Here is a 12324-nt window from a genome sequence, read left to right as displayed (position 1 = left end):
CGATCCGCAATCCCCTGCGAAGGTGGAACACGTGAAGGCTATCCGTCGATTCACCGTGCGCCCCGTCCTCCCGGAGACCCTGCTGCCGCTCACCGACCTCGCGCACAACCTGCGCTGGTCGTGGCACGCGGAGACCCGCGAACTCTTCCAATCCGTCGATCCCGAGGGCTGGCAGGCCGCCGACGGCGACCCCGTCCGGCTCCTCGGCGCCGTGTCCGCCGCCCGGCTGGCGGAGCTGTCCGGCGACCGCCGGTTCCTGCGGCGGCTCGCCGTCGTCGCCGCCGACCTCGATGACTACCTGAACGGCGGGAGGTGGTACCAGGGACACGAGTCCGAAGGTGCCCTGCCCGCCGGGATCGCCTATTTCTCCCCCGAGTTCGGCATCACCGCCGCCCTGCCCCAGTACTCCGGCGGGCTCGGGATCCTCGCCGGGGACCACCTGAAGGCCGCCAGCGACCTCGGTGTCCCCCTCATCGGCGTGGGACTGCTGTACCGCCACGGCTACTTCCGCCAGTCGCTCTCCCGCGACGGCTGGCAGCAGGAGCACTACCCCGTACTCGACCCCAACGAGCTGCCCCTCGCCCTGGTTCGCCAGGAGGACGGCACCCCCGCCCGGGTCTCGCTGACCCTGCCCGGCGGCCGCGCCCTGCACGCGCACGTCTGGCAGGCCCGCGTCGGCCGTGTGCCCCTGCTGCTCCTGGACTCCGACGTCGAGGACAACGACACCGCCGCCCGCGAGGTGACCGACCGGCTCTACGGCGGCGGCAGCGACCACCGGCTGCTCCAGGAGATGCTCCTCGGCATCGGCGGAGTCCGCGCCGTCCGCCTCTACTGCGCCCTGACCGGCCACCCCGACCCCGAGGTCTTCCACACCAACGAGGGCCACGCCGGCTTCCTCGGACTCGAACGCATAAGGGAACTGGAACGGGAGCGGGGCCTCGGCTTCGACGCCGCCGTCGAGGCGGTCCGCGCCGGGACGGTCTTCACCACGCACACCCCCGTCCCCGCCGGCATCGACCGCTTCGAGCGCGCCCTGGTCGCCCGGCACTTCGGAGAGGGCGGGGAACTGGACGGAGTACCGGTCGAGCGGATCCTCGAACTCGGCGCCGAGTCCTATCCCGGCGGCGACCCCGGCGTGTTCAACATGGCCGTCATGGGGCTGCGCCTGGCCCAGCGGGCCAACGGGGTGTCCACCCTGCACGGCTCGGTCAGCCGGGGGATGTTCGCCGGGCTGTGGCCGGGCTTCGACGCCGCCGACGTGCCCATCACCTCGGTGACCAACGGGGTGCACGCCCCGACCTGGGTGGCCCCCGAGGTCGTCCGGCTCGGCGTCCGGCAGATCGGCGCCGGCCGCACCGAGGACGCCCTCTCGGTCGGCGGCTCCCAGCGCTGGGACGCGGTCGCGGACATCCCCGACCAGGACGTCTGGGACCTGCGCCGGGTGCTGCGCGAGCAGCTGGTGCAGGAGGTACGGGACCGGCTGCGGGCCTCCTGGCGCCAGCGCGGGGCCGCGGACGCCGAACTGGGCTGGGTGGACTCCGTACTCGACCCGGACGTGCTCACCATCGGCTTCGCCCGGCGCGTGCCCTCGTACAAGCGGCTGACGCTGATGCTGCGCGACCCGGAGCGGCTGCGCAGGCTGCTGCTGGACCCGGACCGGCCCGTGCAGATCGTGGTCGCCGGCAAGGCGCACCCGGCCGACGACGGCGGGAAGCGGCTCGTGCAGGAGCTGGTGCGCTTCGCGGACGACCCGCGGGTGCGCCACCGGATCGTCTTCCTGCCCGACTACGGCATGGCCATGGCGCAGAAGCTCTACCCGGGCTGCGACGTCTGGCTGAACAATCCGCTGCGTCCGCTGGAGGCGTGCGGGACGAGCGGGATGAAGGCCGCGCTCAACGGCTGCCTCAACCTGTCCGTGCTGGACGGCTGGTGGGACGAGTGGTTCGAGCCCGACTTCGGCTGGGCCATCCCGACCGCCGACGGGCTCGGGGCCGACGAGGACCGCCGGGACGACCTGGAGGCGACCGCGCTCTACGAGCTGATCGAGGGCCGGGTCGCACCCCGGTTCTACGACCGGACCGGGGGCACCGGGCTGCCCGTGCGGTGGATCGAGATGGTCCGGCGCACGCTGGTCTCGCTGGGGCCCAAGGTGCTGGCGGGGCGGATGGTGCGCGAGTACGTGGAGCGGCTGTACGCGCCGGCCGCGCTCGCCCACCGGGCCCTGACCGCCGGGGCGGCCCGGGACCTCGCCTGGTGGAAGGGACGGGTCCGGGCGGCCTGGCCGCGGGTCACCGTCGAGCACGTGGAGGCCCTGGCCGCCGCGCCCGTCAACGGCACCGCCGAACTCGGGGCCACGCTCACGCTGCGGGTGCGGGTGTCACTGGACGCGCTCGCGCCCGACGACGTGGAGGTGCAGGCCGTCGCCGGCCGGGTGGACCCGCAGGACGTGATCCGGGACGCGCGGACCTTCCCGCTCAAGCCGGCCGCCGGTCCCGACCTGGAGGGCCGCTGGGTGTACGAGGGCCCGCTCGCCCTCGACCGCACGGGGCCGTTCGGCTACACCGTACGCATCCTGCCCGCGCACCCGCTGCTGGCGACCCCGGCCGAACTGGGCCTGGTCGTGGGCCCGGCGCCGGGGGAGGGGGGTCCGGGAGACGGCGTGGTCCTGCGCTGAGCCGCCGCTTCGACGACACGACCTGGAGGACGGGCGGCGGGTCCACCGGCCGCCCGTCCTCCACCACCAAAGCCTGGATCAAGGCTCGGTCGAGGGGGTCCGGCTCCACTGGGTCCATGGATTTCCGTCATCCCAGGCACCTCGCTGGCGGAGATCAGCCGGAAACCCGCTTCCAGGTGCGGGATCGAGGCCCGTGCCTGAGACCTTGGGGCCGCCGGGACCGGGATCCGGCCCGACCCCCGAGGAGAGAACCATGCGCAAGTGGCTGCCGCTGACGGCGGTGTGCCTCGGGGCCTTCATGCTCCTGGTCGACGTCACGATCGTGACCGTCGCCCTGCCCGACATGGCCGCCGACCTGGACACCTCGTTCGCCGGGCTCCAGTGGGTGCTGGACGTGTATGCCCTGGCCCTGGCCGCCCTGCTGCTCGGCGCGGGCGCCCTCGCCGACCGGATCGGCCGCCGGCGCCTCTACCTCGCGGGGATCGGGGTCTTCGCCCTCGCCTCGCTCGCCTGCGGCCTGGCCGGCGGCCCGGCCGCGCTGATCGCCTTCCGCGCCGTCCAGGGGGTGGGCGGCGCCGCCATGTTCGCCACCACCATGGCCCTGCTCAGCGGGGCCTACCAGGGCCGCGACCGCGGGATCGCCTTCGGCGTCTGGGGCGCGGTCAACGGCGCCGCCGCCGCGGCCGGGCCGGTCATCGGCGGGCTGCTCACCGAGCAGTTCGGCTGGCGCTGGATCTTCTACATCAACCTGCCCGTCTGCGCACTGGCCGTCTACGTCACCCTCAAGGCGGTCGGCGAGTCCCGCGATCCGCACGCCAAGGGCCTGGACCTGCCGGGCACGGCCACCTTCACCGCGGGCGCCGCCGCCCTCACGTACGGCCTGATCCGGGCCGGCGAGCACGGCTGGACCGAGCCCGCCACCCTCGGTGTCATCGGCCTGGGCGCCGCCTGCTTCGCAGCCTTCGTCCTCGTCGAACGGCGCAGCTCCCGTCCGATGCTGGACCTCTCGCTCTTCCGCAGCCCGGTCTTCGTCGCGGTGATGGCGTCCGCCCTGCTGCTGTCCGGGGCGGCGTTCTCGTACCTCATGTACGTGTCCCTGTGGCTCCAGTCCGCCGAGGGGATGGGCCCGGTGGACGCGGGCCTGGTGCTGGTGCCGCTGAGCCTGGCCTCCTTCGTCGCGTCGGCGCTGGCGGGCCGGCTGCTGCACGAGGCCCCCGCCCGGCTGACCATCGGCGGCGGACTGCTGCTGATCGGCGCGGGCGCGCTGCTCCAGGCGTGGCTGCTGGACGCCGGCGACGGCTGGCCGGCCCTGATGCCGGGGATGGTGGTGGCCGGGGTGGGCGTGGGCGTCGCGATCCCGCCGCTGGCCGCCGCCGCGATGGCCGCCGTGGCCCCGGGCCGGGCGGGCATGGCCGGTGGCGCGCTGAACACCGCGCGGCAGCTGGGCATGGCCCTGGGGATCGCGGTGCTCGGCGCGGTCTTCCAGTCCGGGCTGGCGGACGGGCTCGACGGCTCGGGCCGGCCGCCGGGCACGGCCGGGGCGCTGGCCTCCGGCAGGGCGGGGGAGCTGCTGGCGGCGTCCGACGGCGCCCGGGGCTGGGTGGAGGCGGCCTTCGCGAGCGGGCTGCGGGAGGTGTTCGTGGTCGCGGGGGTGATGGGGCTGCTGGGTGCGCTGGTGCTGGTGGTGCTGGTCCGCCCGGCCGCCGCGGGCCGGGCCGCCGGGGCGACCCCCGAACGCGCCTCCGCCTGACCCGGCGCGGCTTCCCGTACGCTCCGCATCCTCAGGGGGTCTCGCCGATCACGACTGGGGCGTACGGGGTCTGCCCGGGCGCTGCCGGATGGGCTCAGCCAGGCCTTCCGGGAGGGTGAACCTTCGAACGCATTCAGCATGCCTAACCGTTTCTGCACCTTTGTCCGCTCCTACGCTGCCCGCGGATGCCACCCCCGACCCGGCATCCGCGGAACCCGAGAAACGGACTCCCCATGCGTCTTCGTACCACCGCCGCCGCCGTGTTCGTCGGCGCTGTCGCGCTCGTCCTGCCCACCGCCGGCCCGTCGCCGGCCGACGACACCGGAGGGCGCGGCCTCGGCACGCTGCACTACCGCTTCTACGAGCAGGACGGGGACGAGCGCCGAGCGCAGATCCGTCCCGCGGACAACGACACCTGCTACCTGCTGACGCACACCTCCCGCAACGAGCCCGCCGTCGAAGTGGTCAACCAGACCAGGTCGCAGGCCGTCCTCTACGACAACCAGGGCTGCGCGGGGAGACCGGCGAGGGTGCTGGCGCCGGGCCAGCGGGCGCGGGACCTGGAGGTCATCGCGGTCTTCTTCAGGGCGGTCGACGGCCGGGGGGACCAGGGCCGCGGTGACCAGGGCGGTGACCAGGGGGGAGAGGACCCAGGCCGCGGTGACCAGGGCCGCGGTGACCAAGGCCGCGGTGACCAGGGCAGCGGGGACGAGACCGGCGAGGACCAGGGCCGCGGCGAGCAGGGCACCGGGGACCAGGGCCGTGGCGAGCAGGGCCGCGGTGACCAGGGGACCGGGGACCAGGGCCGTGGTGAGCAGGGCCGTGGCGACCAGGGCACCGGCGATCAGGGCCGGGGCGAGCAGGGCACCGAGGACGGGGTCGCTGAGGACGGCGCGGGCAACGCGGACCAGGGCGGCCGCGGGGAGACCGGCCGCGGGGACAACGCCTCCGACACCGATCAGGAAGGCGCGGAGGGCGAAGAGGAGGACCTCATCACCCGGATCTTCCGCTCCATCGGCTGACCGCCCGGCCCGCCTCTCAGCCGCGCGCCACCGCGCCGGCCCCCGCGGCCAGCCACCGCACCACATCGGCCGCGGTGTAGGGGCCGCCGTCCGGGGAGAGCCTCCGCAGGAACGACAGGTCCTTGCCGATCGTCACCAGCGGGGGCTCCACCCGCCCGCCGGGCCGGCGCTGCGCCAGCCCGATGGTGGCGAGCAGCCCGTTGCACAGGCACTTCCGGCCCTCGGTGTCGGCCGCGTCCCCGCCCTTGCGGACGTAGGCCGCCACCGGTTCGGCCGCGCAGCGGTACGCGAGCCCGCGGGGACCCCGTACCGGCGTGCGCAGGAAGCCGAGGTCGCACACCCGGCGCCGGGCCGCGGCCACTTCCGGCTCGGACACCGTGCCCGCCAGCTCCGCCACCTTGAAGGGGAACGCGGTCGGCGAGGCCTCGGGGTCGTTGCGGACGGTGAGGGTGCCCTCGTGGGCCCGGCCGCGCAGCTCCTCGCGCAGGGGGCGGGCCATCCCCGACTCCTCGCACAGGGCGAAGGCACTGCCGATCTGCACCCCGGCCGCCCCCGCGGCCCGGGCCGCGGCCACCGCACCGGGGTCGGCCTGGCCCCCGGCGAGCCAGAACGGCAGCCCCAGCGCCGCCATCCGTGCCAGGTCCGGCTGGTCGCGCGGCCCGTAGACCGGTTCCCCGTCCGCGTCGAGCGTCAGCCGGCCGCGCGGCGGCGCGCTGTGGCCGCCCGCCCGGCTGGTCTCGATCACGAACCCGTCGGGGCGGGTCGCCTCGTCCCGGGCCAGGTAGGCGGCCAGCACCGGGAGCGACACGATGGCGAGGACGTCCGGGCGGCGCAGCGGGCCCGGCAGGTGACCGGCGAGCAGGGCCCGCGGGTCGAAGAGGTGGTCGAGCGGCTGCTCCTCGCCCTCGACGGCGATCTTGGTCACGCAGGGTTCGTAGCGCGCCAGCCGTGAGGCGAGGGCAGGGATCTGGCCGGGGACTCCCGCGCCCACGAGCACGTGGTCGACGCCTGCCAGGATCGCGCCGAACATCGCGGGGGCGGTGGCCAGCTGGATCTTCTCCAGGTAGTTGATGCCGACGAGGCCGTCATGTCCCTCCTTCGCGAGCCAGACCTCGGCGAAGTTGCCGAGGACGGTGAGGATCTCCGCCGGGGCCCCGCCGGTCGCGCGCAGCCGCGGGGTGGTCCGCATGGGGACGCCCTCGTCGAGGCCGTCCTCGCGGAAGTAGCAGTCGAGCGCGGTCTGCGCGAGTTCGGGGAGCGGGAAGGCGGCGAGCGCGCGGCGGGCGTGTCCGCCGGGGTCGCCGGTCTGCAGGACGCGGGCGAGTACGACGTCCAGGGCGGTGCCGGAGACCACGCCGAGCTGGCCCTCCCGGGACACGGCCCGGGCGAGCCGCCAGCCGGAGACGCCGACGCCCATGCCGCCCTGGATCAGCCAGGGGCGCCGCGCGGCGGGAGCGGGCGGGGCGGTCGGAGGGAGCTGCGGCATGGGGCACGTCCGTCACTCGGGGGGTCAGCCGAACCTACGGTTGCGTAGGTTCGCTCGGATCCAGTCTCCCCGTACGGGAGCCCGGGCGACGGCGCCGAAGGTCACGGGCCCGGGGGCAGGTGGTCCCGGGCGGAGACGGCCGAATGGGACAGGGCCGCCCGGGGAGGTTTCCTCCCGGGCGGCCCCGTGTCTAGCGGTTCAGCTGTCCTTCACGCGGACCCCGGTGGGGTCAGAAGGTGAGCTTCCAGCTGTCGATCTTGCCGGTGTCGAGGTTCGCGTTGTCGTTGACCCGGAGCTTCCACACTCCGTTGGCCACCTCGGAGGAGGCGTTGACGGTGACGGCCTTGACGATGTTGTCCGCGCTGCCGCCGGTGCGGTTGTGCAGGTTGTAGAGGGTGCCGTCGGGGGCGACCAGGTCGACCTTCAGGTCACCGATGTAGGTGTGGACGATGTTGACGTCCACCTTGAGGGTGCTCGGCGCGTTGCCCGTGCGGTTCACGGTGATCGGGGAGTCGACGGTCGCGTTGTCCGCGATCGCGTAGTCGGTGGTGTTCTCGAAGACGTTCGGCTGCGAGGTGCCGACCGTCCAGGTGAACGCCGCCGTACCCGTCTTGCTCTGCGAGTCGGTCACCGTGACGGTCACGTTGGACGTGCCCGCGGTGGAGGCCGTACCCGAGATCAGGCCGGTCGAGGAGTTGATCGACAGGCCGGCCGGGAGGCCGGTGGCCGCGTAGCTCAGCGCACCGGGGTTGGTGCTGGTGGCCTGGACCTGGAGGCTGACCGCGCTGCCCGTGACGGTGGTCTGGTTGCCCGGGTTGGTGACCGTGACGCCGCTGACCACACGGGGGCCGACGTTGATGGCCGCCCAGGCGTTGGCCGCGTTGTTGTACGTGGTCGAGCCGGCGCCGTAGAGGTCGGCGGCGGCCTGCAGCGTGGCCGTACGGGCGGCCGCGTAGTTGGTGTTCGACCGGAACAGACCGGTGGTCAGCGCGCGGAACCAGATCTTCGAGGCGGCGTCGCGGCCGATCGCGGTGACCGGCAGGCCGTCGGAGGTCGGCGAGTCGTAGCTCACGCCGTTGACGACCTTGGCGCCGGAGCCCTCGGAGGCCAGGTAGTACCAGTGGTTGGCCGGGCCCGAGGAGTAGTGGACGTCGATCGACCCGATGCCCGAGTACCAGGCGTCCTTGGACGATCCGTCCTTGCTCGGCTTGTCCATGTACCGCAGCGGGGTGCCGTTGCCGCGGATGTCGATCTTCTCGCCGACCAGGTAGTCGCCGACGTCCTGCGGGTTGTTGGCGTAGAACTCGACGGCCGCGGCGAAGATGTCGGAGGTCGCCTCGTTCAGACCGCCGGGCTCACCGCTGTACGTCATGTTGCCGGTGACCGAGGTCAGACCGTGGGTCATCTCGTGGGCGGCCACGTCGATCGAGGTCAGCGGCTTGGCGTTGCCGTCACCGTCGCCGTAGGTCATGCAGAAGCAGGAGTCCTGCCAGAACGCGTTCACGTAGTTGTTGCCGTAGTGGACCCGGCTGTACGGGGCCACGCCGTCGTTGCGCAGGCCGTTGCGGCCGTGCACGTTCTTGTAGTAGTCCCACGTCATCGCGGCGCCGTAGTGGGCGTCGGCTCCGGCCGTCTCCAGGTTGGTCGGCAGGCCGTTGCCCCAGGTGTCGTCCGGGCCGGAGAAGAGCGTGCCGGTGCCGGAGGTGCCGCGGTTGAGGTTGTACGTCTTGTGGGCGCCGCGGACGGCGTCGGTCAGGTTCCAGTTGCTGCCCGACTGCGTGGTCCCGAGGGTCACCTGGCCGCTGTACTGCGTGTTGCCGGTGCCGTTCTCGACGGCCTGCCACTCGGTGATCTTCGCGCCGGTCTTGGCGTCGGTCACCACGTGCAGCTCGTTCGGCGTGCCGTCGTGCTGGAGGCCGCCGACGACGGTCTCGAACGCGAGGACCGGAACGCCCTCGGCCGCCCAGATCACCTTGCGGGCGTTCTTGGAGGGCTTGGCCTCCTTCGAACCCTCGTCGTTGGCGGCGGAGACGGCCTGGCTCTCGGCCGCCGCCGGGGTGACCGAGGCGTTGGTGTCCGCGACCTTGATCTCGTGCTGGGTCGCCTTGGTGACGCTCTTGGTGGCGCCGTCCTTGGCGTGGACGGTCAGGTCGCCGCCGAGCACGGGCAGACCGTCGTAGGTCCGCTCGTACATGGTGTGAGTGGTGCCGTCCGCGTCCTTGGTGACTTCGCGGACGACCAGCTTCTCGCCGCCGCCGAGGCCGAGGGCCTTGGCCGCCTGCGCGGTGGTCGAGTTGGCCTCGGCGAGGAGCGTCGCACGCTCCGAAGCGCTGAGTTTGAGGGGGGCCGCGCCCGGGTTGGACTGGACGGCCGTGCTCGCCTGCGACGCGGTGGCGTCGGCGGTGGCGGATCCGGCCTGTATGCCTACGGCGAGCAGGGCTGCCGCGGCGACAAGTGCGCCGGCCGCGGTGGCACGCCTCTGGGGGGTGGCTCTCAACGCAGACTCCTTCTGCAAGGGGGGTTCCGGACGGCTGGGTGGGCCTCCGGGCAGATCAGGGCTGGTGCGATGAACGGTCGAAGATTGCCACTTGGCGCGCGGAATGTCAGGGTCGCGTCAAAAGGTTGGCTGGAAACGGTTCGTTGTCCGAAGAGACGTATCCGGTATCCGGACCATTCACCTTTGTGTGCGAGAGAAGAGTGCGCCAACAGGAACGGCTGATACCGGTTGCTAACACTTGGGCAACAAGAGGTCTCGTTAACCCAAACGGCATTTACCGTACGGGCGTTTGTCGTACTGTTTCCCGGTGCGACAGATGTCCGTTGCCTGGGGAAGCCGTGGACACTCGCCACAGACATAGACCACGTGCCAGGGGGGCCCATGAGGCATGTTCATTTTCCTGCGCAAAGAGTGGCCAGAACGGCCCAGGGGCCGACAGCCCCTGCCCGTCGGCTCGGTGACAAGGCGAGGTGGTACCTGCCCGCCGCCCTCGCCGCGGACTTCCTCGGCGCCGCCGTGCCCGTCGGGCTCGTCTTCGAGGCCGCCCAGCAGGTACGACCGGTCTACTGCGCCCTCGGCGCCGCCCTCGCGTGGACCGGCGTGCAGGCGCTGCGCCGCCGCTACGCGTCCCGGCTGCTCGGGGAATCCCGCGGTGTGCTGCCCGTCCTGCACGACTGGCTGATTCTGATCGGCGTCCTGGCCGTGGCCCGCGTGGTGACCGAGGAGGACACCCCCCGGCTCTCGGCCCTCGGGGCCCTGCTGCCCGCCCTGCTGATCACCGTGGCCTGCCACAAGCTGACCTACCGTCACCTCTCGGCGGCCCGCCGCGAGGCCCAGGCCGTCAGCCGGGTCCTGGTCGTCGGCGAGCCCGACGCCGCCGAGGACGTCATCGCGCACCTCGCCGCGCGCACCGACCACCCGTACGTCGTGGTCGGCGTGGTCCCGGTCGGCGCCGGGTCGCTCGCCAGCGGGGTGCCCGTCGCGGCCCGGCTCGGCGAGGCCATGCCCCAGGCGCCGGGCGGCGACTCCGAGGCCGTGCTCGGCGCCGTCCGCAGCCACCACGCCGACCTGGTGCTCGTCACCCCGGGCGCGCGGTTCGCCGGTGACCGGCTGCGCCGGGTCGCCTGGGCCCTGCACGACGCGGGCCTGGAACTCGCCGTTTTCCCGGGGCTGGTCGAGGTCTCCGTCAAGCGGCTGGAGACCCTGACCGCGGGCGGGCTCGCGGTGCTGCGGGTCGTACCGCCCCTCAGCCGGGGCTGGCAGACCCTGCTCAAGTCGGTCCTGGACCGGACGGGGGCCGCGGCCGGACTGCTGCTGCTCTCGCCGCTCTTCCTCGGCATCGTCCTGGCGATACGTTTCGGCTCCCGCGGCCCGGCCTTCTACCGCCAGCGGCGCATCGGCCGCGACGGCGTCCCGTTCGTCATGTGGAAGTTCCGCACCATGGTCGTCGACGCCGATGCCCGCAAGGCCGAGCTCTCCGGGGCGAACGAGAACGACGGCCTGATGTTCAAGATGCGCCGCGACCCCCGCGTGACCCGGGTCGGCCGGCTGTTGCGCCGCACCTCGATGGACGAGCTGCCGCAGCTGATCAACGTGCTCACCGGACACATGTCGCTGGTCGGGCCGCGCCCGCCGCTGCCGGAGGAGGTGGCGGAGTACGGCGAGGTCGAGCTGCGCCGGCTCACCGTACGGCCCGGGATGACGGGGCTGTGGCAGATCAGCGGACGGTCGGACCTGTCATGGGACGAAACGATTCAGCTCGATCTCCAGTACGTGGACAACTGGTCCTTCACCAGCGATGTCGACGTCATGGGCCGTACCCTCCGCGCCGTCGTCGACGGTCGCGGAGCGTACTGAGGGGCCGAGGTCTTGAGGTCAGCTCTGCTCGCGCCACCACTGGTACGTGGCCGCGATGCCGTCCCGCAGCGGGATGCCGGGCTTCCAGCCGAGCGAGGTGAGGCGGCCGACGTCCAGCAGCTTGCGCGGGGTCCCGTCCGGCTTGGACGTGTCCCAGGCGAGCCGGCCCTCGAAGCCGGTCACTCCGGCGACGGTCTCGGCCAGCTCCCGGATGGTCAGGTCCTCGCCGCAGCCGATGTTGACGGGCTCGTCCCCGTCGTAGCTGTTCAGCAGGACCGCGCAGGCCGCGGCCAGGTCGTCCACGTGCAGGAACTCCCGGCGCGGAGTGCCGGATCCCCACAGGGTGACCTCCTCGCGGCCCTCGGCGGCGGCCTCGTGGAACCGCCGGATCAGGGCGGGCAGGACGTGCGAGGACTCCAGGTCGAAGTTGTCGCCGGGACCGTAGAGGTTCGTCGGCATGGCCGAGATGTACGAGGCCCCGTACTGCTTGCGGTACGACTGGACCTGGACGATGCCGGCGATCTTCGCGAGGGCGTACGCCTCGTTGGTCGGCTCCAGCGGGCCGGTCAGCAGTGCGTCCTCGCTGATCGGCTGCGGCGCCAGCTTCGGGTAGATGCACGAGGAGCCGAGGAAGAGCAGCCGACCCACTCCGGCCGCGTACGACCCGGCGATCACGCTGAGCTGGATCTTGAGGTTGTCCTCCAGGAACTGCACTGGGTACGTGCTGTTGGCCATGATCCCGCCGACCTTGGCGGCTGCCAGCACCACGGCGTCCGGGCGGACGTCCTTCAGGTACGCCTCCGTCGCGGCGGCGTCGCGCAGGTCGAGGTCGGCGCGGCCCCGGGTCAGCACTTCGTGGCCGTCGGCGGTGAGCCGGCGGGCGACCGCGGACCCCACGAGGCCGCGGTGGCCCGCGACGAAGACGCGGGCGTTCGGGGGCAGGAGCGGCAGCGAACTTGTCATACCGCCGATGATGCCAGCCCGCTCCCGCGGGGGTGGCAGCAGTCCGGGCGCTGGCGGGCCGCTTCCTCTGCGGGT

7 protein-coding genes are annotated in these 12324 nt (G+C 73.0%); 4 read left to right on the top strand and 3 right to left on the bottom strand.

What is annotated here, in order from left to right:
• Positions 1 to 31 precede the first annotated feature (31 nt).
• The 3 genes from glgP to AB0D94_RS06480 all read left to right on the top strand — a co-directional run bounded on the left by glgP (position 32) and on the right by AB0D94_RS06480 (position 5446).
• Positions 32 to 2674 (top strand): alpha-glucan family phosphorylase, encoded by a 2643-nt coding sequence (gene glgP, locus AB0D94_RS06490; protein ID WP_362046379.1) that lies wholly within the window; start codon positions 32 to 34, stop codon positions 2672 to 2674.
• A gap of 253 nt (positions 2675 to 2927) precedes the next feature.
• Positions 2928 to 4424: an MFS transporter gene (locus tag AB0D94_RS06485; RefSeq protein ID WP_362046376.1), complete on the top strand. Its 1497-nt coding sequence runs from the start codon at positions 2928 to 2930 to the stop codon at positions 4422 to 4424.
• 233 nt (positions 4425 to 4657) lie between these two features.
• The gene (locus tag AB0D94_RS06480; protein ID WP_362046373.1) at positions 4658 to 5446 is read left to right on the top strand and encodes a hypothetical protein; all 789 of its coding nucleotides are present in this window, start codon (positions 4658 to 4660) and stop codon (positions 5444 to 5446) included.
• 16 nt (positions 5447 to 5462) lie between these two features.
• Here AB0D94_RS06480 and AB0D94_RS06475 read toward each other — a convergent pair whose 3' ends face one another.
• Positions 5463 to 6932 carry a nitronate monooxygenase gene (locus tag AB0D94_RS06475; RefSeq protein WP_362046370.1) on the bottom strand — a complete coding sequence of 490 codons (1470 nt, stop codon included), beginning with the start codon at positions 6930 to 6932 and terminating at the stop codon, positions 5463 to 5465.
• A 229-nt stretch (positions 6933 to 7161) separates the two neighbouring features.
• Positions 7162 to 9429 (bottom strand): M4 family metallopeptidase, encoded by a 2268-nt coding sequence (locus AB0D94_RS06470; protein WP_362046367.1) that lies wholly within the window; start codon positions 9427 to 9429, stop codon positions 7162 to 7164.
• A gap of 381 nt (positions 9430 to 9810) precedes the next feature.
• Here AB0D94_RS06470 and AB0D94_RS06465 point away from each other — a divergent pair, with 381 nt between their 5' ends.
• Positions 9811 to 11286, top strand: a complete 1476-nt coding sequence (locus tag AB0D94_RS06465; protein ID WP_362046364.1) for a sugar transferase — start codon at positions 9811 to 9813, stop codon at positions 11284 to 11286.
• An 18-nt stretch (positions 11287 to 11304) separates the two neighbouring features.
• On the opposite strand, the gene AB0D94_RS06460 is transcribed toward AB0D94_RS06465, so the two are convergent.
• The gene (locus AB0D94_RS06460) at positions 11305 to 12249 is read right to left on the bottom strand and encodes a GDP-L-fucose synthase (RefSeq protein WP_362046361.1); all 945 of its coding nucleotides are present in this window, start codon (positions 12247 to 12249) and stop codon (positions 11305 to 11307) included.
• Between the last annotated feature and the right edge of the window lie 75 nt (positions 12250 to 12324).

This window comes from Streptomyces sp. NPDC048255, assembly GCF_040652415.1.
Lineage (GTDB): Bacteria > Actinomycetota > Actinomycetes > Streptomycetales > Streptomycetaceae > Streptomyces.
This window is presented reverse-complemented; position numbering and strand designations above follow the sequence as displayed.